Origin of the sequence: Brevundimonas phoenicis, assembly GCF_047237745.1 — a bacterium.
GTDB lineage: Bacteria > Pseudomonadota > Alphaproteobacteria > Caulobacterales > Caulobacteraceae > Brevundimonas.
Map to the genome: position 1 here is coordinate 1,096,422 of NZ_JBDFLN010000001.1, position 20,722 is coordinate 1,117,143.

General features: G+C 68.6%; 23 protein-coding genes. 11 read left to right on the forward strand and 12 right to left on the reverse strand.

The genetic code is table 11. From position 1 onward, the window contains the following. The first annotated feature begins 12 nt into the window (after positions 1 to 12). On the forward strand, positions 13 to 636 hold the full coding sequence (locus ABC419_RS05400; protein ID WP_412876103.1) for a LysE family translocator: 624 nt from the start codon (positions 13 to 15) through the stop codon (positions 634 to 636). A 4-nt stretch (positions 637 to 640) separates the two neighbouring features. Here ABC419_RS05400 and ABC419_RS05405 read toward each other — a convergent pair whose 3' ends face one another. Beyond that, a complete protein-coding gene (locus tag ABC419_RS05405) occupies positions 641 to 2,209 on the reverse strand; it encodes a sensor histidine kinase (RefSeq protein WP_412876102.1) in 1,569 nt (522 codons plus the stop codon). Positions 2,210 to 2,430: 221 nt separating this feature from the next. Here ABC419_RS05405 and ABC419_RS05410 point away from each other — a divergent pair, with 221 nt between their 5' ends. Continuing rightward, on the forward strand, positions 2,431 to 2,868 hold the full coding sequence (locus ABC419_RS05410; protein ID WP_412877966.1) for a SufE family protein: 438 nt from the start codon (positions 2,431 to 2,433) through the stop codon (positions 2,866 to 2,868). Positions 2,869 to 2,940: 72 nt separating this feature from the next. Further along, a complete protein-coding gene (locus tag ABC419_RS05415) occupies positions 2,941 to 3,234 on the forward strand; it encodes a hypothetical protein (protein ID WP_312205434.1) in 294 nt (97 codons plus the stop codon). A gap of 22 nt (positions 3,235 to 3,256) precedes the next feature. On the opposite strand, the gene ABC419_RS05420 is transcribed toward ABC419_RS05415, so the two are convergent. The 4 genes from ABC419_RS05420 to ABC419_RS05435 all read right to left on the reverse strand — a co-directional run bounded on the left by ABC419_RS05420 (position 3,257) and on the right by ABC419_RS05435 (position 6,342). Continuing rightward, positions 3,257 to 4,315, reverse strand: coding sequence for a linear amide C-N hydrolase (locus tag ABC419_RS05420; protein ID WP_412876101.1), 1,059 nt, complete (start codon positions 4,313 to 4,315; stop codon positions 3,257 to 3,259). A 40-nt stretch (positions 4,316 to 4,355) separates the two neighbouring features. Then, entirely contained in the window at positions 4,356 to 5,147 is a 792-nt protein-coding gene (locus ABC419_RS05425; protein ID WP_412876100.1) for a hypothetical protein, read from the reverse strand. A 110-nt stretch (positions 5,148 to 5,257) separates the two neighbouring features. Next, on the reverse strand, positions 5,258 to 5,974 hold the full coding sequence (locus ABC419_RS05430) for a DUF6456 domain-containing protein (RefSeq protein WP_412876099.1): 717 nt from the start codon (positions 5,972 to 5,974) through the stop codon (positions 5,258 to 5,260). Then, complete coding sequence (locus ABC419_RS05435) at positions 5,971 to 6,342, reverse strand: chromosomal replication initiator DnaA (RefSeq protein ID WP_128116018.1); 372 nt, start codon at positions 6,340 to 6,342, stop codon at positions 5,971 to 5,973. The genes ABC419_RS05430 and ABC419_RS05435 overlap by 4 nt, the downstream gene beginning before the upstream one ends. A gap of 373 nt (positions 6,343 to 6,715) precedes the next feature. On the opposite strand from ABC419_RS05435, the gene ctrA reads away from it, so the two are divergent. Continuing rightward, on the forward strand, positions 6,716 to 7,417 hold the full coding sequence (gene ctrA / locus ABC419_RS05440; protein ID WP_125899925.1) for a response regulator transcription factor CtrA: 702 nt from the start codon (positions 6,716 to 6,718) through the stop codon (positions 7,415 to 7,417). Positions 7,418 to 7,519: 102 nt separating this feature from the next. Here ctrA and ABC419_RS05445 read toward each other — a convergent pair whose 3' ends face one another. The 3 genes from ABC419_RS05445 to fliI form a co-directional block, all read right to left on the reverse strand. After that, on the reverse strand, positions 7,520 to 8,590 hold the full coding sequence (locus tag ABC419_RS05445) for an endo-1,4-beta-xylanase (protein WP_412876098.1): 1,071 nt from the start codon (positions 8,588 to 8,590) through the stop codon (positions 7,520 to 7,522). Between the two features lie 177 nt (positions 8,591 to 8,767). Continuing rightward, positions 8,768 to 9,175 (reverse strand): flagellar export protein FliJ, encoded by a 408-nt coding sequence (locus tag ABC419_RS05450; protein WP_412876097.1) that lies wholly within the window; start codon positions 9,173 to 9,175, stop codon positions 8,768 to 8,770. Between the two features lie 16 nt (positions 9,176 to 9,191). Further along, complete coding sequence (gene fliI / locus ABC419_RS05455) at positions 9,192 to 10,535, reverse strand: flagellar protein export ATPase FliI (protein WP_412876096.1); 1,344 nt, start codon at positions 10,533 to 10,535, stop codon at positions 9,192 to 9,194. 191 nt (positions 10,536 to 10,726) lie between these two features. Between fliI and ABC419_RS05460 the strand changes: the two genes are divergently transcribed. Next, positions 10,727 to 12,211 carry a methyl-accepting chemotaxis protein gene (locus tag ABC419_RS05460; protein ID WP_412876095.1) on the forward strand — a complete coding sequence of 495 codons (1,485 nt, stop codon included), beginning with the start codon at positions 10,727 to 10,729 and terminating at the stop codon, positions 12,209 to 12,211. Positions 12,212 to 12,344: 133 nt separating this feature from the next. Here ABC419_RS05460 and ABC419_RS05465 read toward each other — a convergent pair whose 3' ends face one another. Next, the gene (locus ABC419_RS05465) at positions 12,345 to 13,256 is read right to left on the reverse strand and encodes an EamA family transporter (RefSeq protein ID WP_200168138.1); all 912 of its coding nucleotides are present in this window, start codon (positions 13,254 to 13,256) and stop codon (positions 12,345 to 12,347) included. A gap of 85 nt (positions 13,257 to 13,341) precedes the next feature. On the opposite strand from ABC419_RS05465, the gene ABC419_RS05470 reads away from it, so the two are divergent. From ABC419_RS05470 to ABC419_RS05485, 4 genes are all read left to right on the forward strand, one after another. Beyond that, complete coding sequence (locus ABC419_RS05470; protein WP_292058739.1) at positions 13,342 to 13,824, forward strand: Lrp/AsnC family transcriptional regulator; 483 nt, start codon at positions 13,342 to 13,344, stop codon at positions 13,822 to 13,824. A gap of 68 nt (positions 13,825 to 13,892) precedes the next feature. Continuing rightward, on the forward strand, positions 13,893 to 14,849 hold the full coding sequence (locus tag ABC419_RS05475) for a glycosyltransferase family 9 protein (protein ID WP_200168137.1): 957 nt from the start codon (positions 13,893 to 13,895) through the stop codon (positions 14,847 to 14,849). A gap of 66 nt (positions 14,850 to 14,915) precedes the next feature. Continuing rightward, a complete protein-coding gene (locus tag ABC419_RS05480; RefSeq protein ID WP_412876094.1) occupies positions 14,916 to 16,253 on the forward strand; it encodes a dihydroorotase in 1,338 nt (445 codons plus the stop codon). A gap of 106 nt (positions 16,254 to 16,359) precedes the next feature. Further along, entirely contained in the window at positions 16,360 to 17,133 is a 774-nt protein-coding gene (locus ABC419_RS05485; protein ID WP_412876093.1) for a prephenate dehydrogenase/arogenate dehydrogenase family protein, read from the forward strand. A 3-nt stretch (positions 17,134 to 17,136) separates the two neighbouring features. Here ABC419_RS05485 and ABC419_RS05490 read toward each other — a convergent pair whose 3' ends face one another. Genes ABC419_RS05490 through ABC419_RS05500 form a run of 3 tightly spaced genes read right to left on the reverse strand, consistent with a single transcriptional unit; the run spans position 17,137 to position 19,041 of the window. Beyond that, positions 17,137 to 18,057 carry an alpha/beta hydrolase gene (locus ABC419_RS05490; RefSeq protein ID WP_412876092.1) on the reverse strand — a complete coding sequence of 307 codons (921 nt, stop codon included), beginning with the start codon at positions 18,055 to 18,057 and terminating at the stop codon, positions 17,137 to 17,139. Between the two features lie 19 nt (positions 18,058 to 18,076). Continuing rightward, entirely contained in the window at positions 18,077 to 18,757 is a 681-nt protein-coding gene (locus tag ABC419_RS05495; protein ID WP_412876091.1) for an SdpI family protein, read from the reverse strand. Next, positions 18,754 to 19,041: a metalloregulator ArsR/SmtB family transcription factor gene (locus ABC419_RS05500; RefSeq protein WP_412876090.1), complete on the reverse strand. Its 288-nt coding sequence runs from the start codon at positions 19,039 to 19,041 to the stop codon at positions 18,754 to 18,756. Before ABC419_RS05500 ends, ABC419_RS05495 begins: the two co-directional genes overlap by 4 nt. 119 nt (positions 19,042 to 19,160) lie before the next feature. Between ABC419_RS05500 and ABC419_RS05505 the strand changes: the two genes are divergently transcribed. Beyond that, positions 19,161 to 19,919, forward strand: coding sequence for a 3-oxoacyl-ACP reductase (locus ABC419_RS05505; RefSeq protein WP_412876089.1), 759 nt, complete (start codon positions 19,161 to 19,163; stop codon positions 19,917 to 19,919). Between the two features lie 35 nt (positions 19,920 to 19,954). Then, positions 19,955 to 20,704 carry an SDR family NAD(P)-dependent oxidoreductase gene (locus tag ABC419_RS05510; protein WP_412876088.1) on the forward strand — a complete coding sequence of 250 codons (750 nt, stop codon included), beginning with the start codon at positions 19,955 to 19,957 and terminating at the stop codon, positions 20,702 to 20,704. The last annotated feature ends 18 nt before the right edge of the window (positions 20,705 to 20,722 follow it).

Genomic DNA, 20,722 nt, shown 5'->3' on the forward strand with positions numbered 1-20,722 from the left:
CCAGTGCGCGCCATGTTCGATCCCGCCCTGTTCGCCGCCTTTCTGGTCGCCATCACCCTTCTGACGATCACGCCGGGGGTGGATACGGCGATGGTGCTGAGATCGGCCGCGGCCGAGGGCGGGCGTTCGGCCGTCTTCGCGGGGGCGGGCATCCTGCTGGGCTGTCTGATCTGGGGCGCGGCGGTGTCGCTGGGATTCGGCGCCCTGCTGCGGGTGTCGGAGCTGGCCTATACGGTGGTGAAGTGGGCGGGCGCGGCCTATCTGGTCTGGCTGGGCGCGCAGATGCTGTTCAAGCCGCGCAGGAGCCTGGGCGCGCCGGGCGCCGCATTACCCCCCAGCGGCCCGGTCGCCTTTCGCCGGGGCCTGCTGACCAATCTACTGAACCCCAAGATCGGCGTCTTCTACGTGACCTTCCTGCCCCAGTTCGTGCCGCAGGGGGCCAATGTGGCGGCCTTCACCTTCTTCCTGGTCGGGGTGCATGTTGCGCTGACCATCGTCTGGTTCGCCGGGCTGATTTTGGCGACGGCGCCGCTGGGCCGGTTCCTGCGCCGACCGGCCGTAGTGCGGGGCATGGACCGGGTGGTCGGCGTCGTCTTCATCGGCTTCGGCCTGAAGCTGGCCGCGTCGCGGATCTGACGGATCAGACGTCGGCCAGGACCGGCAGGCGCAGGGCGGCCGCCGTGCCTTCGCCCAGGGTGCTGTCGAGGCTCATCGTTCCGTCATGCAACTGAGCCAGGGCGCGGACCAGGGCGAGGCCCAGTCCCGTGCCCTTCGCCTTTTGCGCTGCCTCGCCCGCCTGTTCGTAGGGGCGCCCCAGTCGCGCCAGATCAGCCTTGGCGATGCCGACGCCGGTGTCGGCGATGGTTAGTTCCAGCATGGTCCCTGCCGTCTGGGCTGTGGCTGTGACCGTTCCTCCGGCGGGGGTGAACTTCACCGCGTTCGACAGCAGGTTCAGCGTCATCTGCTTCAGCGCCCGACGGTCGGCCTGGATCATCAACGGTTCGGACGGAAGGACGGAGGTCAGCTCGACCCCCTTGTCCTCGGCCTGGAGGCGGACCAGGGCGAGGGCGGCGGCGACCGTCTCACGCACGTCGAACCGTTCCAGCGACAGTTCGTAGCGGTCGGCCTCGATCCGGCTGACGTCCAGAACGTCGTTGATCAGGTCCAGCAGGTGGCCGCCCGCCTCATGGATGGAGCGGGCGTAGTCGGCGTATCGTGGCGGGACCGGGCCGAACAATTCCTGCCGCATGGCGTCGGAGAAGCCGATGACGGCGTTCAAAGGGGTGCGCAACTCGTGGCTCATGTGGGCAAGGAACCGCGACTTGCCTGCGCTCTGAGCCTCGGCCTCGACGCGGGCGGCGTCCAGTTCGACCTCGCGGGCGTACTGCAGGGTGGCGTCCAGCGCTTGAACGATCAGGCGTGGTCCTTCGCCCATTCGCCGTGCAGCCAGAAGGATGCGGCGGTCCAGCGCCAGACGCGGGGTAAAGCGGACCTGGGCTTCGCCAACGCTACGCGCGCGGGCCAGGGCGACGAGGACGGCGGGACGGTCGGCGGCGTCGACGGCGGACAGCAGGCCGTCCTTGAACAGAGGCTCGACCGGCAGGGCGGCGGGCGCCGCGCCATAGGCGGCCAGGGCGCGCAGATCCTCGTCCAACGCCAAGGTCAAGCCGGGCTGGCCGGCCAGCAGGGTTTCGACCCCCGCCACGTCGGCCGCGGCGGTGTTGAAACGACGGGCCGCCCGGCGAGCGCCGAGGATCAGCGCCGCCGTCGCCGCTCCCGCCACGACCAGCGCGGAGACGCTTGCCGTGGTCGTCGCCGTGGGCGGCGCGCCCAACAGCCAGCCGGAGAGCAGGCCCGCCGCCGTCGCGCCTGTCGCGGCCAGGGCGGCGAGCAGCACCCGGCGGCGTCCGCCCAACGCTAGCCCGGCGGCCAGGGGCGCAAAGACGAAACCGGACAGGGGGCCGCCCGCGCCGCCGCTGAGCGCCGCCGCCGACAGGGCGGCCAACATCCACAACGTCATAAGGGCGGAGCGCGCTTCATCGGTGTCGCGACGCAGCAGGATCAATCCCGCCAGTCCGGGCCCGGTCATGACCGCCAGGGCCAGAAGCACGGGCGAGGCTGCGCCCGAAACCTGGCCGGTCATGGCGCCGGTCGCGACCAGGGCCGTCACCCCGACCGCCGCGGCCCAACCCGCATGCCAGGCGGCCACGGCCGCGCCGTCCCCGGGTGCGTGGACTTCGGGGCGTCGGATGGGATCAAGCAGGGCGGCGTGAGGCTTCAAGTCCACCTGGTCGGAGAAGGATCAAGGACAACTCTATAGTCTAGGCCGCGTCGCGCCCGGCCCCTAGGCCGCTCGCCTGTGGGGGGAGCATTATCCGACGGCTGGGGCGCCCGGTTGTGATCGCTGTCGCCGCGGCCTATGTCGCGGCCATGACCTTCACTGCCGCTCCCGCCCGCTCCATCGACGAGACCCTGGCCGAACTGGTCGAGGAGTTCGACCTGCTGGGCGACTGGGAGGGGCGCATCGAATACGTCATCGACCTGGGCAAGGACTTGCCGCCCTTGCCCGAAGAGGCGCGGATCGAGGCGAACAAGGTGTCGGGCTGCGCCGCCCAGGTCTGGCTGTCGACGCGGGCCGAGGGCGATCGCCTGTTCTTTGACGCCGACAGCGACAGCGCCCTGTCGAAGGGCAACATCGCCTTGCTGCTGCGGCTCTATTCGGGACGGCTTCCGGCCGAGATCCTGGGTTTCGACGCCAGGGCGGCCCTGGACCGTCTGGGCCTGCCTTCGGCCCTGACGCGGCAACGCGCCAACGGCCTGAACAGCATGGTCGGCCGTATCCGCGAAGCGGCGCTGGCGGCGGGCTGACCGCGCTTCTCGCTTCCGGTCGAACGCGATCGGGCGCATGATGGGGCGTCTCATCCTGTGCGGAGCGGTCCGATGTCGGTCCTGACGAAACGCGCGCCTTCCTTCTTCAATCCGATCCGCACGGCCGGCTGGAGCGCGGTCGGGCTGATCCTGCTGACGCCGCTGGTGGCCATGCAGTTCACGTCCGAGGTCGCCTGGGACGCGCAGGACTTCCTGTTCGCCGCCGTGCTGCTGATCGGGGCGGGGCTGCTGCTGGAGCTGCTGTTGTGGAAGGCGCGGACGCCGCTGGCGCGGCTGGCGCTGGCCGGGGCGGTGATCCTGGCCGTGCTGGTGATCTGGGCCGAGGCGGCGGTCGGGATCTTCTGAACCCCGACCGACTTGTCGCGGCCTACTGTTGCGGGCCCAGGAAGGGGAAGGCCCGCGCGTTGCTGAACTTGGCGGTGGCGTCGCCCGCGTGGGTGTTGATCTGGTTCTCGCCCAGCTCCAGCCGCTTGACCGCGGCGCGTGGCGAGAAGTCGATCTTCTTCAGGTCCACCCAGAAGGTGTTCGGCGTCAGGGCCGACTCGAAGAAGTAGAGCTGACGCTTGTGATCCACGACCGTCCGCCAGCGGGTCGAGGAGATGTTCGGCTGGTCCGGGGTCGAGATGCCGAACGGCACAGAGACGTTGCGGATTACGCTGAACACGCTGGCCACGGCCATGTTCTGGTCTTCGAACTTGGGGATGGCGTTGACGTAGAAGGAGGCGCGCGCATAGCGGTCGGCCGCCCGGTTGGTGCCCGGCAGCATGACCGTGCCGCCGATGCCTTCCCAATAGGTGTTCAGCGCCAGCTGCTGGTCGAAGGTCGGCGAGTTGGTCATCACCTGGTAGTCGCGGCTGTGGTGGATCACCAGCTTGCCGTCGATGTATTCGAAGATGGCGCTGTCGCCGGTCGAGTCCGACAGGGACAGGTGCAGGGTGGTCAGGCGTTCCTGACCGGGCACATTGTCGCTGACCAGAACGAACGGCTCGTCGCGCAGGCCTTCGACGGCTTCGGCCACGGTGGCGTAGTTGTCCAGCGCGTATTGCGCCCAGGCGGCGATGCTGCGGGCGGGCTTGTTCGGATCGTGGGCCGGGTATTCCGACTCCACCAGCCACAGGACGTTGGCGACCAGGCCCATCTCGTTCACGCCGTCGACGGTCGAGATGTCGTAGCCGCTGGCGATGACGCTGCCGTATTTGGACGTCCACGTCAGGGAGTTCGGGCCGCCGGACCCGTCCCGCGCCATGCCGCGCGGAAAGATCCAGAGGTTGGTCATGATCTCGTCCTTCCAGTCCATCGACCGGGCGGTGATCACCGCGCCGTCGTGACCATGGTAGACAAGGCGGGTGCAGGCCTCGGCCGCCGGAACGGCCAGCATGAAGGCTGCGGCCAGGGCGGCGACGCCCTTCTTCATTCCAATACGCATGTCGTCTCCTGAGGTGAGAGGATCGTCGGGGGAGGGAGGATCAGTAGGTCAGCGACAGGCCCAGCACCGGGCCGTGGCGGGTCACTTTCCAGTCGAAGCGCTGGCCGGTGAAATCGTCCTGCTCATAGTTCTGATACAGCATGCGATAGCCGGCGTTGATCGAGACGGCGCCGCCCGCCAGCGGGGTGCGATAGGAGGCCAGGGCCTGCCAGGCCAGGCTGTGACGGTCGTTGTCGCCCAGACCGCCGGCGTCGACCTGGGTCCGCAGGGTCCAGCGTTCGGACACGTCGCTCTCGACCCGCAGGCCCAACAGCAGGTCGGTCCATTCGGCGCCCTTCTGCGTGGCGCCCAGCGGGGTGTTCAGCTCGGCCCGCAGCTTGCTCCAGCGGGCGCCGATCAGCGGCTCGACACGGAAGCTGCGCGCGTCGCCGAAGGCGGTGCGGCCGCCCACGGGATCGTCGATCAGGCGGAACAGCACGCCGCCCGAGACGGTGGTCGACCGGGTGCCCAGCTCGGCCGGAACGCCCATCAGGGACACGCCCTCATTGGTCTTGGCGTACTGATAGTCGACGAAGGCGCCCCAGCGGCCCTTGCGCACCTCGACGTCGCCCATGACGACGCTCTCCAACTGGTCGAAGGCGGCCGAGGCGGACACGTCCACCGGCGCCTTGTGCCCGGCCAGGGTGACGTTGCCGTCCAGGGAGGTGGCCCAGACATAGGGGCTGACGGTGACGCGCCACTGGTCGTCGGCGCCGGTCTGGGCGCTGGCGGAACCGGCGACGGCGAGGCCCGCCAGTCCGAGAAAGAGCGAGACGGGGCGGAGGAACGTCATGGGGAGTCTACTCACTGCGACCGAGAGGATCGCCCTTGGGTAGAACGGCCATGCTTAAGTAATCGTAGATCAGCAATCTTTGATTGCATCCTCCCGCTCGGCTCGCTCCGTCATCTGAAGCCGTAGTGATCGGCCAGCGCCTGCAGTCCCTGTTTCAGCAGGGTCTTGCCCTGACGGCGGCGCAGGGACAGGGCCTGCTCCGCCAGTTGCAGCGACGTGCCGTGGATGCAGACCTGTTCGACCAAGGCGCGCAGTCGCGGGCCGCAGGCGTCCAGCGCCGCCTTGACCCGGCCTGAGGCCGACAGGGCGCGGTCGCCCGGCTCGATCCGCCCCGTGCCGCCGCCCGAACCCGAGCGCGGCAAAGCGTCCCAGCGCATGGTCAGGGACGGACCGGCCGCCGCGATCTCGGCCTCGGCGCGCAGCCGTTCGCCCGCCGCGACCTCGGCCGGGGTCAGCCAGGGACGGCCCGACTGATCCTTGCGACGCGCCAGCCACAGGATCGGACTCTCGCCCAGATTGGCGCGGCGCATCGTCAGGCGGCCGTCCGTTTCCATCACCGCCCGTTCGCCCTCGATGACGCCGGGGCGGCCGGGCGGGGACGAGGCGGGAGCATGGTCGTTGGCGGCGCGGGGCAGCCAGCCGCCGCCTTCGCGCAGCCGCAGGCCCGGCCGTTCGATCACGGCGCGGAAGACGGCCTCGTCCAGGGTCAGCACCACCCGGCTGCGCCGGTCGCCGCCGAGGCGCAAGGGATAGGCGCCGTTCGCCTGATCCAGCCAGGCGCCGGGGCGTTGCAGCAGGCTGCGGGCGCGTTCCAGTTGACGGCTCATCGGCGGGCTCCGATCTCGGGCGCCAGATCGACCAGGGGCAGTTCCATCACCGCGCGCAGCGCCCCCTCCAGCCCGTCCATCAGGGCGTCGTAGTCGGGCCGGTCGCGCTCGTCCTCGGCCCAGCGGCAGGCGGCGCCCGCCGTCGCCCGGTTCAAGCCGAAGGCGTGGGCCACCCGCTCCAGCGGCCAGCCGAAGGAGACGTGCGCCAGATACATGGCCGACCAGCGCGCCCGACAAGCCCGAGGCCGCACCCGCTCGCGCCGCGTCATCTCGGCGGTCGGCACGCCCAGGGCCAGGCCCGACAGCGACAGGGCCGCGTCCGCCCGGATGCGGTCGCCCTCCGTCACCGGCACGCGATAGGGTTCCATGATCTGCGCTTCCTCCCGTCATTCCTGTGGATGCCGCCATTATGAGTGCGTTCGGCGACCGAGATAGGAATGTTGTCCTATAGAACGTCAGAAACGGTCGCTTCCCCAGGCGGGGTCCGGCATCGGCGGGGGCGGTTGTGCACGTCCCCTGTGGAAGACGCGTCAGACGTCAACAGGGGAATGAGGGGGCGACGCCAAATAAATTAACGAATCCTTGACTCAGAACTCTGGACGGCGATTCGCAAATCACCTTAGGCGTTTCATATCGGGATGCGTTAACCCTTCTTAAGGTTTTGGCCCGTTAACGTTGGAACAAGGTTACCCGGCCGTCGCTCCCGCGCGGCTATCCCAAGCTTTGCCTGGAGGGGCAAGAATGCGCGTCCTGCTGATCGAAGACGACCACGCGACAGCCCAAAGCATTGAGCTGATGCTCAAGTCGGAAGGCTTTAACGTCTATACGACGGACCTGGGTGAGGAAGGCATCGATCTGGGCAAGATCTATGACTACGACCTCATTCTGCTGGACTTGAACCTGCCGGACATGAGCGGGCTTGAGGTTCTGCGCCAGCTGCGTAACGGCAAGATCAATACGCCGGTGATGATCCTCTCGGGCAGCCATGAGATCGACACCAAGGTCAAGACCTTCGGCGGCGGCGCTGACGACTATCTGACCAAGCCCTTCCACAAGGACGAGCTGATCGCGCGCACCCACGCTGTGGTCCGTCGCTCCAAGGGTCACGCCCAGGCCATCATCCACACCGGCGAGATCGCGGTGAACCTGGACGCCAAGACCGTCGAGGTGAACAGCCACCGTGTGCATCTGACCGGCAAGGAATATCAGATGCTGGAGCTGCTCTCCCTGCGTAAGGGCACGACCCTGACCAAGGAGATGTTCCTGAACCACCTGTACGGCGGCATGGACGAGCCGGAGCTGAAGATCATCGACGTCTTCATCTGCAAGCTGCGCAAGAAGCTGGCGACGGCCGCCGGCGGCAAGCACTACATCGAGACCGTCTGGGGCCGCGGCTACGTCCTGCGCGACCCGGCCGAAGGCGCGATCACCGTCGCCGCCTGAACAGATCCCGTCTGAGCCTCCACTCAGGAACGATCCAGAAACGCCCGCCGATGAACTCGGCGGGCGTTTTTATTTGTCCTTCTCCCACAAGGGGAGAAGGGATTACCGCGCGAACGCCTCGGTCAGCACGCCGAACAGCGGGTTGGGCCGCCCCTCGTCATTGAACAGCAGGGGGCTGTCCTGGCCGTCGTCGTTCTCGCCGCGACGCAGCCAGGAATCGCTGTCGCGCACCCCCCAGACGGTGAAGGCGAACCGCTGGGCGGGCGGCAGGGCCATGAAGGCCCCGGCCAGTTCCGCCACGCGCGCCGTCTGCTGCTCGCGCCGCTGGGCGCGAGGGCGTAGGTCGGGCAGACGGCCGCCGCGTTTCAGCGAGGCGTCCAGTTCGGAGACATGGATGGGCAGGCCGAACTGGCGGGCCTCGTTCATGAAGCTCGCGATCTGGCCCTTGGGGATTTCGATATCGAGGTGGGACTGGACGCCGATGCCCTGAACCGGGGCGCCCGCCTTCAGCAACCGCTCGACCAGACGCAGGAAGGCCGCGCCCTTCTTGGGCGTGTTCTCCAGATTGTAGTCGTTCAGGAACAGGGTCGCCTCGGGCGCGGCGATGCGGGCCTGTTCGAAGGCGCGGATGATATAGGCGTCGATGCCGCCCAGGCCCCGGCTCCAGACGCAGTCGCGATAGCCGCTGCCGTCATCCTCGACCGGCTCGTTGACCACGTCCCAGCCGATGATCTGGCTGCGCCAGCGTCCGGCGACCTCGGCGATGTAGCGGTCATGCTCGGCGATGAAGCGCGGTCGGTCATTGACGATGGCGGTGAACCAAGGGTGGTCCTGCGCATACCAGATCAGGGCGTGGCCGAAGAGGCGGACACCCAGATCACGCGCGAAATAGGCGATGCGGTCCGGCGCGTCGAAGCGCAGGGAGCCGTCCTCCTGAAGGATGTACTCCATCTTCATCTCCCACTCGGGCGTGAGTTGGGAGAAGTGGGTGGAGACCAGCCGGAACCAGTCCTGATCCGACAACTGGCCCGACATGGCGACAGTGCCGACCGGGAAGGGGGCGACGGCTTTCAGCGGACGGATGGGGCCGGTCGGCGGCGTGGCGGGCGCCTCGCCCGCGCCGCAGGACGCAAGCGCGAGGGTCGAGGCCAGCAGGGCGCGACGGTCGATCATGACGCTTCTCCCTCCCCTTCATGGGGAGGGTGGTCGCGCAGCGACCGGGTGGGGAGGGCCTGGTGATCTTGGCCTCGGCGCTTGAATGGCCTCGCCGCCCCCACCCGGCTTCGCCCTGACGGGCTCAGCCACCCTCCCCATGAAGGGGAGGGAGAGGCGCAGGCGCCGTTGCGTCGTTCAGCCACGGCGGCGCAGGCCCATTTCGTCATAGGCGGCGGCCTCACGCTTGGCGGCGGCCGTCAGCTTGTTCAGCCGGGTGGTCTCGGCGACATGCTCGAACTTCTTCAGCTCCTCGAAGGCGCCGGTCAGGGCGTCGCGGGCGCCTTCCTCTTCGGCGGCGACGGCGGCGACCTCGGCCTCGGCGTCGGCGCGGCGCTGCTTCCAGCCGGCCAGATAGGCCTGCAGCATCATGCCGGAGGACGGGTCGTGCCGCGCGTTCTCACGCTCGACCTCGGCCTCGGCGTCCAGCACGGCGACGCGCATCTCGGCCTCGGCCTTGCGGGCGCTGATCTCGGCCAGCCGCTTCTGCAGCGTCTCGACCTCATAGTTGGAGATGCGGATCAGGGATTGGGCCCAGGCCGTCATGCGTCGTCTCCCGCGATCATTGGTCCACCATGCCCTGGTTCAGGATGGTTTCAAGTCTGTCGAAACTGTCGTTCAGCCGCGTCACGTCGTCCTTGTCCTGGGTCAAGAAGCCTTCCAGGGCCGGATTCAGGGCGATGGCGCGGTCGACGATGGGGTCGGCCCCGGTGCGATAGGCGCCAATGCGGATCAGCTCTTCCATGTTGGAATAGGCGCTCAGGCACTGGCGCGCACGTCGGTTCAGTTCGCGCTCGGGCGGGGACTGGTTGCCGGGCATGGTGCGGCTGACCGACTTCAGCACGTCGATGGCGGGGAAGCGGCCGCGCTCGGCGATCTTGCGGTCCATAACGATGTGACCGTCCAAGATGCCGCGCACGGCGTCGGCGATCGGCTCATCATGGTCGCCCCCGTCCACCAGCACGGTGAACAGGGCGGTGATCGGCCCCGCCTCGGTCCCGTCCGGCCGGATCGGCCCCGGCCCGGCGCGCTCCAGCAGCTTGGGCAGTTCGGTGAAGACGGTGGGGGTGTAGCCCTTGGTCGTCGGCGGTTCGCCCGCCGCCAGGCCGATTTCGCGCTGGGCCATGGCGAAGCGGGTGACGCTGTCCATCAGACACAGCACCTCCAGCCCCTGATCGCGGAAGAACTCGGCCACGGCCATGGTCATATAGGCGGCCTGGCGCCGCTTCAGCGCCGGCTCGTCTGAGGTGGCGACCACGACGACGGCGCGTTTCAGCCCCTCTTCGCCCAGGGTTTCCTCGATGAACTCGCGGACCTCGCGGCCCCGTTCGCCGATCAGGCCGACGACGACCACGTCGCAGGTCGCCTGACGCGCCAGCATGGACAGCAGCACCGACTTGCCCACGCCCGATCCGGCGAAGATGCCCAGACGCTGGCCCCTGCTGGTGGTGGTGAAGACGTCCATCGCCCGCACGCCCAGATCCAGCCGCTCGCCCACCCGGCCGCGCGAATGGGCGGGCGGCGGCGGCGCGCGTAAGGGGTAGGGGACGAGGCCGGGCGTCAGCGGCCCCAGGCCGTCGATCGGCTCGCCGAAGGAATCGATGATGCGGCCCAGCCACGCCGTCGTCGGGCGCACGCTCGCGGCGGCGTTGACGATTCTGATGTCGGCGCCCGGCGCCACGCCCTCGACCGGGCCGAAGGGCATCAGCAGGGCCTTGGCCTCGCGAAAGCCGACGACCTCGGCGGGCAGGGGCGGCTGGCCGCGCCGCTCGATCTCGGCGCGGGCGCCGACGGCCAGACGGGACAGGCCGCCGCGCGACTCGATCAGCAGGCCGCTGACGCCCGCCACCTTGCCGGTGACGACCAGCGGGTCGATCGCTTCGACGGCGGCGACGAGATTGCGCAAAGAAGGCCCCTGGGCCGCAAGAGGCGCAGCCGTTCCCCGCAAACATGCTCGATCATGGTTAACAGGCGATGAAGTCAGGCATAATTTTTCAACTTATGATTGCAAGTAATAAAGATGAAACCTTTGAAGCGCCGTTGTTATCGACAGGCTTGTCTAATCCATCGCCGTTATTCTGAAGGGGAGCGGTTCGGATGTTCAGTGGAAGTCGTCGGTTAAAACAGGCTGCGGATCGAGAGCGGCTCGAGGAACTGGACCGCCGCATGGCGGCGATCGGACGATCCCAGGCGGTGATCGAGTTCGACCTGGACGGCACGATCCGGGACGCCAACGACAATCTGCTGCAGACCATGGGTTACGGCATGGACGAGATCCGGGGCCAGCATCACCGGGTGTTCATGGACCCGACCGAGGCGGCGACGTCCGACTACGCCGCCTTCTGGCGCGAGTTGAACGAGGGCCGCTTCGTCGCTCGCAAGTTCCGCCGCATGGCCAAGGGCGGGCGTGAGGTCTGGCTGGAGGCCTCCTACAACCCGGTGCTGGACGAGACGGGGCGGCCGCTGAAGGTGATCAAGCTGGCCGTCGACATCACTGAGGCCGAACAGGCGTCGCAGCGGGCGGAGCAGGCGCGCATGGCGGCCGAGGCGGCGCAGGCCCGGCTGGCCGGCGCTCTGGCCGAACAGCTTTCACGCCTGTCGGACGGTGATCTGAGGGCCGCCATCGAACAGGAGATGGAGGGCGCCCATCAGGCCGTGAAGGCGGACTTCAACGGTGCGGTGGCCAGTCTCAGGACGGCGTTGGAGCAGGTGCTGGCGGCGGTGACGGCGCTGCGCGGCGGCTCGGACGAGATCAGCCAGGCGTCCGACGACCTGTCGCGCCGTACGGAACAACAGGCGGCGTCGCTGGAAGAAACGGCGGCGGCGCTGGATCAGATCACCGCCACGGTTCAGCGCAGCGCCGAGGGCGCGCGGCAGGCGGCGTCGGTCGCGTCAAAGGCCCATACCGAAGCGGGTCGCTCGGGCGAGGTGATGCGCCGCGCGGTCGCCGCCATGGACGGCATCAGCCGCCGCTCGTCCGAGATCGGCGACATCGTCGGCGTGATCGACGAAATCGCCTTCCAGACCAATTTGTTGGCCCTCAATGCGGGGGTCGAGGCGGCGCGGGCGGGCGACAGCGGGCGCGGCTTCGCCGTGGTCGCGTCCGAGGTGCGGGCCCTGGCCCAGCGTTCGGCCGAGGCCGCCAAGGAGATCAAGACGCTGATCGCGGCGTCAGGCGTCGAGGTGGCGCAGGGCGTGGAGTTGGTCGCCGAGACCGGCCGCGCCCTGGAGCTGATCGCTGGACAGGTCAATGAGATGGACAGCCTGGTCGCCGAAATCGCCGCCTCGGCCCAGGAACAGGCCTCGGGCCTGGGGCAGGTCAATCAGGCGGTGAATCAGATGGATCAGGTCACCCAGCAGAACGCGGCGATGGTCGAGCAGACGACGGCGGCGGCCGCCAATCTGAAGACCGAGGCCGAGCACCTGGCCGAACTGGTCGGTCGCTTCCGCACGGGCGCGAACGACGGCGTGGGGCGCGAGCTGTCGAAGCGCGGCGGCCCGCCGCCGGCGCTGGAGGCGCAGCGCGCCCGCCTGCGCGCCGTGGTCAACGGTCCGGCGGTGGAGGAATGGACCGAGTTCTAGAACCTAGAACAGCAGCTTCACCGCCACGCGCATCAGCAGGGCCAGCACGGCGCCGAACACCAGGCAGGCGATCAGGTTGGGGACCGGCCGTTGCAGCCGGGACAACAGGAACTTCATCGAAACGCGCCTGTGGTCAGGCCGGAGCGGCCGGATCCTGCAGCGGCTGATCCTCGTCCGACGGAGAGGTCAGGACTGCGCCGACCGAGGCGGTGATGATGGCGGCGATGGCCAGCCATTGCAGGGTGCTGAGGTGTTCGCCCAGGACGAACAGCCCGGCCAGGGCGCCGATGGCCGGATCGCCGCTGACCGCCACGCCGAAGGTGCGCTTGGGGATGTGGCGCAGGGCGATCATGTCCAGCGTATAGGGCAGGGCGCTGGACACCAGGGCGACCACCAGGCCCAGGACCAGGATCTTCGGGTCGAACAAGGCCAGGCCCGCGCCGGCGATGCCGAACGGCACGACCGTCATAGCCGCCACCGACATGCCGATGGCGACCGTCGCGCCGCTGGGCAGGTGGCTGACGCGCTTGCCGAAGACGATGTAGCCCGCCCAGAACACCGCGGCCGCCGCCGCATAGGCGCAGCCGACCGGATCCAGCGTCGCCACGCCGCCGTCCAGCGGCAACAGCAGGCCCAGACCCAGGATCGCCAGGCCGACCCAGGCGAAGTGGATCAGACGGCGCGAGTTGAACAGGGCGACCGACAGCGGTCCCATGAACTCGATCGCCAGCGCGACGCCCAGCGGAATGGTGTTCAGCGCCATGTAGAAGCTGAGGTTCATCAATCCCATGACCGCGCCGTAGATGGCCAGGGCGCGCAGGTCGCTGCGGGTGAAGGCGCTGCGCCAGGGCCGGAAGACCAGCAGAAGGAACAGGGCCGACAGCCCGACGCGCAGGGCCGCCGTCCCGGCCGGTCCGACCATGGGGTACAGCGTCTTGGCGAAGGAGGTGCCGGCCGAAAGCGACACCATCCCGCCGATCAGGGCGAGGTAGGGCAAAATGGCCGCGATGCGCGGCGTGCGAAGGGCGAGCGTCAGGGAGGACATGGCGCGGAACCTAGCCAAAACCCGTCTGTGTTTCTCGCTGATTTCACCTGCCATGATGCAAGAAACAGGCGTATATTTTCATCCAATGCAAGAAAACATCGATCTCGATTCCTTCGATCGCCGACTGCTGGCCCTGGTCCGCCGCGACAACCTTCAGCCCGCGCGCGTGCTGGCGGAAAAGGTCGGCCTGTCGGAATCGGCGGTGTCGCGACGGCTGCGGCGCCTGCGCGACGAAGGGGTCATCATCGCCGATGTCTCCGTGGTCGATCCCGCCCGGCTGGCGCGCGCCCTGACGATGCACGTCCTGGTCGAGATGGAGCGCGAAGGCACCGCCGTTCTGGACGCCCTGATCGACAAGCTGACCGCCCGACCCGAGGTCCAGGCCGCCTGGTATGTGACGGGCGACACCGACCTGATCCTCTATGTCGTGGTGCCGACGATGGAGGCCTATGAGGTCTTCACCCGCGAGATGCTGAACGATGACGCGCGCGTGCGCGCGTTCAAGACCCTGATTTCGATCCGGGAGGTGCTGCCTTTCGACCCCGCGCGGCGGGCCCTGGCGCGATGAAATTCGGTTTCAGGCCTTGATTCAGTTTCGCCGCTGAATCGCCTTGAGAATCCGGATAGGCTGATTTCATGCATGGTCGTTTTCCGATCCTCTACATCGCCGAGGCGGACGCCGAGGAGGCGGTCCTGTCGTCGGGGGCGCTGGCCCAGCTTGTCGAGGCCATCCCTCAGGCGACCTTCACCGTCGTCGGTTCGCCGGCCAGCGCGCCGCTGTTCGCCGACCTGCCGCGTCTTCAGCGGCTGATCACCCTGGACCGCGACGGGCGCTGGGACTGGATCGCCCTGTGGAACCAGGTGCGCGAGACCAACTGGGGGCTGGTGGTCGACATGCGCGGCTCGACCCTGTCGGGCAAGCTGCGGCGTCAGCGTCGGGCGGTGAAGGACAAGGCGGCGCCGGGCGTGCATCTGGTCGAACAGGCGGCGCGGACCCTGCAACTGGACGAGATTCCGGCGCCGAAACTGTTCATCAGCCGCGACACGCAGGAAGCCGCCGACGCCCTGATCTCGCCGGGTTCGGGCCCGATCCTGGCCATCGGGCCGGGCGCTGACTGGATCGGCAAGCGCTGGCCCGCCGATCGCTACGCCAAGATCGCCATCTCTCTGCTGGGCGAGGGCGGACCGCTGGCCGGCGGGCGGCTGATGATCGTGGGCGAGGAGGCGGACCGCGACGCGGCCCAGACCGTCCGCTCGGCGGTCAAACGCGACCGGGTGATCGAACTGCAGGGGCGGCTGACGCGACTGCAGACGGCGGCGGCCCTGTCGCACGCAGACCTCTATCTGGGCGGCGACTCCCTGTGGACCCAGCTGGCCGTGGCGGCGGGCGTTCCGGCGGTGGCGGTGTTCGGCCCTTCGGATGAGACGCTGAAACGCCCGTGGACCGGCGTCGCCGTACGCGGCCCGCGCACCCTCGACGAGTTCCGCGAACTGGACCCGCGCCTGAACCAGCACATCCAGCACATGATGGACCTGCCCTATGAGCGGGTGCTGAAGGCGGCGAAGAAGCTGCTGGCCGAACGGGCGGCCTGATCGCCCCTCGGCTTGCGTCTCTAAGCCTTCGGCGCGCATAAGCGCCGGAGTTTCAGGAGATGCGCGATGACCCAGACCTATGACCTGATCGTTCGGGGCGGCGAAGTGGCCAACCACGCCGGGCGGGGCAAGGCCGACGTCGGCGTCATCGACGGCCGCATCGCCTTCATCGGCGACCTGTCGCAGGCTTCGGCGGGCGAGGTGTTCGACGCCACGGGCCTGACCGTCCTGCCGGGCGTCATCGACACCCAGGTCCACTTCCGCGAGCCGGGGCTGGAATGGAAGGAAGACCTCGAGACCGGCAGCCGCGCGGCGGCCCTCGGCGGCGTCGTCGCCGTGTTCGAGATGCCGAACACCAACCCCAACACGACCGATCCCGACACCATGGCCGACAAGCTGGCGCGGGCGCGCGACCGGATGTGGACGGACCACGCCTTCTACGTCGGCGGCACGCATGAGAACGCCGAGCATCTGGCCGATCTGGAGCGCCTGCCCGGCTGCTGCGGGGTCAAGGTCTTCATGGGCGCCTCGACCGGCGACCTGCTGATCGCCGACGATGAGGGCGTGCGCAAGGTGCTGTCGAACGTGCGCCGCCGCGCCACCTTCCACTCCGAAGACGAATACCGCCTGGTCGAGCGCCGCAACCTGGCTCGCACCGGCGACTGGACCAGCCACCCCGAGGTCCGCGACGCCGAAAGCGCCATCATGTCCACCCGCCGTCTGGTCGGACTGGCGAAGGAGACCGGCGCCCGCATCCACGTCCTGCACGTCACGACGCGCGACGAGATGGAGTTCCTGCGCTTCCACAAGGACGTCGCCACCGTCGAGATTACGCCCCAGCACCTGACCCTGGTGGCGCCCGAAGCCTATGAACGCCTCGGCGCCGACGCCCAGATGAACCCGCCGATCCGCTCGCAGGAGCATGTCGACGCTCTGTGGCTGTGGGGGATGCAGCAAGGTGTGGCCGATGTGCTGGGTTCAGACCACGCGCCGCACACCAAGGAAGAGAAGTCCAAGCCCTATCCGGCCTCGCCCTCGGGGATGCCGGGGGTGCAGACCCTGGTGCCGCTGATGCTGACCCATGTGGCTGAGGGCCGCCTGTCGCTGGAGCGCTTCATCGACCTGACCTCGGGCGGGGCGCAGCGCGTGTTCGGCACCGCGAACAAGGGGCGGATGGCCGTCAGCTATGACGCCGACCTGACCATCGTCGACCTGAAGGCGAAGAAGACCATCACCCACGACCAGCAGGCCACGCGCTGCGGCTGGACCCCCTTCGACGGCTTCGAGGCGACGGGCTGGCCGGTGGCGACCATCGTGCGCGGCCGCGTGGTGATGAAGGACGGCGAACTGATCGGTCAGGCGCATGGCCGCCCAGTGCGGTTCCAGGAGACGCTGGCGGGGTGAATCAGACCGTCACCCTCGGGCTCGTCCCGAGGGCCTAGGGTTGAATGGGCAAGAGGGCCGGATCGTCTGGCCTGATCCAATTGGACGGGAACCGGCGGCCGCAGAGATGGACCCTCGGGACAAGCCCGAGGGTGACGAGAACTTGGGAAGCGGCGCGACACTCCAACTCGGCCTGATCGGCTTCGGCGCCTTCGGGCGACTGACGGCGAAACATCTGTCGCCGTGGTTCGACATCCTCGCCCATGATCCGGAGGCCGGCGATGACGAGGGGCTGGCGCGGCTGACCACGCTGGAAGAGGCGGCCGCCTGTCCGGTGGTGGTGCTGGCCGTGCCGGTCGGCGTGTTGGCGGAAACGGTCGCGGCGATCGCGCCGCATCTGACGCCGGGCGCCCTGATCCTCGACGTCGGCTCGGTGAAGGTGAAGCCGGCCAAGGTCATGCGGGAGGGGCTGCCCGAGGGCGTGCAGATCGTCGGAACCCACCCCCTGTTCGGCCCCCAGAGCGGCAAGGACGGCATCGCGGGGCTGAGGGTCGCCGTCTGCCCGGTGCGCGGCGACAAGGCGGCGTGGCGCGTCGCCGCCTTCTGCAGGAAGGCGCTGGGGCTGAAGGTCTTCGTCGTCACGCCCGAGGATCATGACCGCGAGGCGGCGACGGTGCAGGGCCTGACCCATCTGATCGCCAAGGTGCTGCTGGCGATGGAGCCTCTGCCCACGCGAATGACGACGACCAGTTTCGAGCGCGTCATGCAGGGCGTCGACATGGTCCGCCACGACAGCGCGGCGGTGTTTCGCGCCATCGAACACGACAACCCCTTCGCCGCCGAAGTCCGCCGCCGCTTCTTCGATTTGGCCGAACAGGCGCGGGCGGAACTGGACGATTAGAGCCTAGCGCGGTTTCAGGATGAAATCCGCCACGGCGGGCGCGACTTCGGCGCCCAGGGGAATGGAGGCGTCGCCATAGGTCGCGGCGTTGCCGGCGCGGTCCATCGGGGCCGGGCGCAGGACGTGGTTAAGGCCGTCGAAGATCACGACCTCAGCCCTGGGTTGGGCCTTCGCCAGGCGCTCCGTATTGGATGGGGGCGCCTGGATATCGGTGGAGCCGTGACCGAGCAGGATCGGACGGTCGTAGTCAGCGATCAGCGCCTCGGGATCGACCACGAAGTAGGAGATCAGGTACGGCTGGACCGACGGGCGAAACAGGGCGGCCAGGGCGGGCGGCGTCTGGGCGACGGTGCGTCCCGCTTCCAGTTCGTCTAGAATGGCGAAGGCGTCGGCCTTCATGGCTTCGGGCAGGGCGGCCTCAAGCTGGCGGCGTACGGCGACGCCCGCACGCTCACCGACCGGCGACAGCAGGACCAGGCCGCAGACCAGAGGGTTGTCGGCCGCCGCGGCCTGTCCGATCAGGGCGCCTTCGCTGTGTCCGATCAGCCAGACGCAAGGCTGGCCTGTCCGCTCCGCCGTCGACCGGGCCCAGGCCTTGGCGTCGTCGATCATGGTGTCGAAGGTCAGATTGGCCTCGTCCGTCGCCGCCGCCGTGCTGGCGGCGATACCGCGCTTGTCATAGCGGACGGTCGCCACGCCGCGCTCGGCCAGGCCTTCGGCCAGTTGGCGATAGACGCCGCCCGTCACGCCGATCGGACTGTTCCCATCGCGGTCGGTCGGGCCGGAGCCGGCGATGATGACGGCGGCGGCGCGTGTCTGATCTTCCGGTGTCAGCAGGGTTCCGTGCAGGGGAGCGGGCGTCGAGGCCAGCTCGACCGGCGTCGAAACCGGCGAGAGCAGCAGGGCGGCGGCGAGGGTCAGCATGCTTGTCTCCGTCTTGAGATCAGAAGGGTTGGCGGTCGGGATCGGCGCGCCACACACGCCAGCTTTCGAACACGGACCAGAGGGCGGCGATCAGGACGCCGCCGATCAGCAGGCTGAAGCCCAGGGGCTGGGGCGCGACGGGGGCGGTGATCAGGCCGAGCACGCCCAGCCAGAAGAAGAGGCGGCCCGCCAGCCGGTTGGAGCGGTCCCAGGCCAGGCGGCTCTTGTAATTCCAGGGGGTGCGCAGGCCGACGATGGGATTGGGCGCGACCCGGCCCATGAAGGCGCCCATGACGGCGAACAGCAGGCTCATCAGGGCGCCGATCAGGGTCATCGACGGAGCCGCTTGCGACGCAGCGTGGCCCAGGATCGTCCAGACCATGAAGGCGCTGACGCCGCCAATGGCCAGCAGCGAGACGAGTTGGCCGACCTCCAGCCCGCGCCGCCGGGCGGTGTCAGGCGTGCGCTTGGCGTACCAGCTCATCGGTCCGGCCGTGATCGCGGCCATGACGGCCATGAAGCCGATTACGCCGGCCAGTTCGTTGCGATCGCCCCAACGATCGGGCTGGCCGTGGATGTCGAAATGCATGGGCAGGGGCGTGGTCGGACCTGCGGTCAGAATCCAGACGGCGAGGGCGACGAGGCCTGCGACCGTCAAGGCGGTGAAGGCGTCCAGTACTGTGAAGCGGGTTCTCGTCATGTCGGCGTCTCCTTCTCGTCCGTTCCGCCTGTTCCGCTGAGGTCCATCAGGAAGGCCAGGGCCTCCTCGACCGCCGAGATCTCCAGCCGATAGCGGATCGACTGGCCGTCGCGCTCAGGGCTGACCAGACCGGCTTCCTTCAGCGCGTTGAGGTGGCCGGTGATGGTCGGCCAACTCATGTCAAAGGCGGCGGCGATGTCGCCGGACGCCAGCGGTCCCTTGCGCAGCATGGCGATGATGCGCCGTCGCACAGGATGGGACAGGGCCTTGAACAGGCTGTTCATAGGCAGAACCCTAATTAGGAAATTTCCTAAATGCAACCCTTGTTCTTTAAGGGGCGGCTGGCCTTGGCGGCGGGCGCGGCCTATGGCTGAGGTTGGTTCAGAATTTGCGAGTTGTTCTCATGGAAATCCGCGATCAGATCGTTCTCATCACCGGCGGCGCGCGCGGCGTGGGCGCGGCGGCGGCGCGGGCCTTTGCGAGGCAGGGCGCGCGGGTGGCGATCAACTGGCGCAACAGCGGCGAGCAGGCCGAGGCGCTGGCGGCGGAACTGGGCGAGCGCGCCTTCGCCGTTCAGGCTGATGTGACGGACCGCGCGGCCGTGGACGCCATGGTGGCGAAGGTTCAGGGCCATTTCGGCGGGGCGGTCAGCACTGTGGTCAACAATGCGCTGGACTACAGCTTCAACGGCGACGCCCGCGCCCAGATGGCCGACATCCCGTGGGAAGATATGGAGCGTCAGTTCGCGACCGTGATCCGCGGCGCCCTGAACGTCATTCAGGCGACGGCGCCAGGCATGGGCGCGCAAGGCTTCGGCCGGGTGATCAACATCGGCACCAACCTGTTCCAGAATCCGGTCGTGCCCTATCACGACTACACCGCCGCCAAGGCCGCCCTGCTCAGCCTGACGCGGACGGCGGCGGGCGATCTGGGGCCGTCGGGGATCACCGTCAACATGATCTCGGGCGGGCTGCTGCGGACGACTGACGCCAGCGCGGCGACGCCGGAAGCCGTGTTCGACCTGATCGCCAGCATGACGCCGCTGCGCTCTGTCACCACGCCGCAAGAGTTCGCCGACGCCGCCCTCTTCTTCGCCTCGCCGTGGAGCCGGGCGGTGACGGGGCAGAATCTGGTGGTCGACGGCGGGCTGGTGCGGGATTAAGTCGGCTGGGCAGTAAAGCCTCAAGGACGGACATCATGAGCGGCGTCATTCTGATCACCGGAGCCACCTCGGGCATCGGCCGGGCGGCGGCGCGTCGTTTTGCGGGCGCGGGCTGGAAGGTGATCGCCACCGGCCGCCGTCAGGAGCGTCTGGACGAACTGGTCGCCGAACTGGGCGCGGATCGGGTCCACGCCGCCCCCTTCGACATGAGAGACGAGGCCGCTATCGATGCGGCGCTTGATGCGCTTCCCGAAGGTTTCCGCGACATCGACGTGCTGATCAACAACGCCGGACTGGCGCTGGGCACGGCGACGGCGCAGGAGGCGGACCTGGCCCAGTGGCGCCAGATGATCGACACCAACATCACCGGCCTGGTGACGCTGACGCACCGCCTGCTACCGCGCCTGATCGCGCGCAAGGGGGCGATCCTGAACATCAGTTCGGTGGCGGCGACCTATCCCTACAAGGGCGGCAACGCCTATGGCGGGACCAAGGCCTTCGTGCGCCAGTTCTCGCTGGGGCTGCGCTCGGACCTGCACGGGACGGGTGTGCGCGTCACCTCCATCGAGCCGGGCATGGCCGAGACGGAGTTCACCCTGGTCCGCACCGGCGGCGACCAGGCGGCCTCCGACGCCCTCTATGGCGGAGCGGCGCCGATGACCGGCGAGGACATCGCCGAGACACTGTTCTGGGTCGCTGCCCTGCCTGCGCACCTGAACATCAATGCGCTGGAGCTGATGCCGGTCAGCCAGTCCTTCGCGGGCTTCCAGGTGGCGCGCGGCTGATCCCGACAGGGCCGGTCG

Coding starts and splice junctions, on each gene's coding strand:
- ABC419_RS05470 (WP_292058739.1), top strand. CDS start 13,342: ATGCAAGAAAACATCGATCTCGATTCCTTCGATCGCCGACTGCTGGCC.
- ABC419_RS05500 (WP_412876090.1), bottom strand. CDS start 19,041: ATGAACAGCCTGTTCAAGGCCCTGTCCCATCCTGTGCGACGGCGCATC.
- ABC419_RS05425 (WP_412876100.1), bottom strand. CDS start 5,147: ATGACGTTCCTCCGCCCCGTCTCGCTCTTTCTCGGACTGGCGGGCCTC.
- ABC419_RS05490 (WP_412876092.1), bottom strand. CDS start 18,057: ATGCTGACCCTCGCCGCCGCCCTGCTGCTCTCGCCGGTTTCGACGCCG.
- ABC419_RS05475 (WP_200168137.1), top strand. CDS start 13,893: ATGCATGGTCGTTTTCCGATCCTCTACATCGCCGAGGCGGACGCCGAG.
- ABC419_RS05420 (WP_412876101.1), bottom strand. CDS start 4,315: ATGCGTATTGGAATGAAGAAGGGCGTCGCCGCCCTGGCCGCAGCCTTC.
- ABC419_RS05460 (WP_412876095.1), top strand. CDS start 10,727: ATGTTCAGTGGAAGTCGTCGGTTAAAACAGGCTGCGGATCGAGAGCGG.
- ABC419_RS05445 (WP_412876098.1), bottom strand. CDS start 8,590: ATGATCGACCGTCGCGCCCTGCTGGCCTCGACCCTCGCGCTTGCGTCC.
- ABC419_RS05415 (WP_312205434.1), top strand. CDS start 2,941: ATGTCGGTCCTGACGAAACGCGCGCCTTCCTTCTTCAATCCGATCCGC.
- ABC419_RS05435 (WP_128116018.1), bottom strand. CDS start 6,342: ATGGAACCCTATCGCGTGCCGGTGACGGAGGGCGACCGCATCCGGGCG.
- ABC419_RS05495 (WP_412876091.1), bottom strand. CDS start 18,757: ATGACGAGAACCCGCTTCACAGTACTGGACGCCTTCACCGCCTTGACG.
- ABC419_RS05505 (WP_412876089.1), top strand. CDS start 19,161: ATGGAAATCCGCGATCAGATCGTTCTCATCACCGGCGGCGCGCGCGGC.
- ABC419_RS05400 (WP_412876103.1), top strand. CDS start 13: ATGTTCGATCCCGCCCTGTTCGCCGCCTTTCTGGTCGCCATCACCCTT.
- ABC419_RS05410 (WP_412877966.1), top strand. CDS start 2,431: ATGACCTTCACTGCCGCTCCCGCCCGCTCCATCGACGAGACCCTGGCC.
- ABC419_RS05480 (WP_412876094.1), top strand. CDS start 14,916: ATGACCCAGACCTATGACCTGATCGTTCGGGGCGGCGAAGTGGCCAAC.
- ctrA (WP_125899925.1), top strand. CDS start 6,716: ATGCGCGTCCTGCTGATCGAAGACGACCACGCGACAGCCCAAAGCATT.
- ABC419_RS05430 (WP_412876099.1), bottom strand. CDS start 5,974: ATGAGCCGTCAACTGGAACGCGCCCGCAGCCTGCTGCAACGCCCCGGC.
- ABC419_RS05510 (WP_412876088.1), top strand. CDS start 19,955: ATGAGCGGCGTCATTCTGATCACCGGAGCCACCTCGGGCATCGGCCGG.
- ABC419_RS05485 (WP_412876093.1), top strand. CDS start 16,360: ATGGACCCTCGGGACAAGCCCGAGGGTGACGAGAACTTGGGAAGCGGC.
- ABC419_RS05450 (WP_412876097.1), bottom strand. CDS start 9,175: ATGACGGCCTGGGCCCAATCCCTGATCCGCATCTCCAACTATGAGGTC.
- ABC419_RS05465 (WP_200168138.1), bottom strand. CDS start 13,256: ATGTCCTCCCTGACGCTCGCCCTTCGCACGCCGCGCATCGCGGCCATT.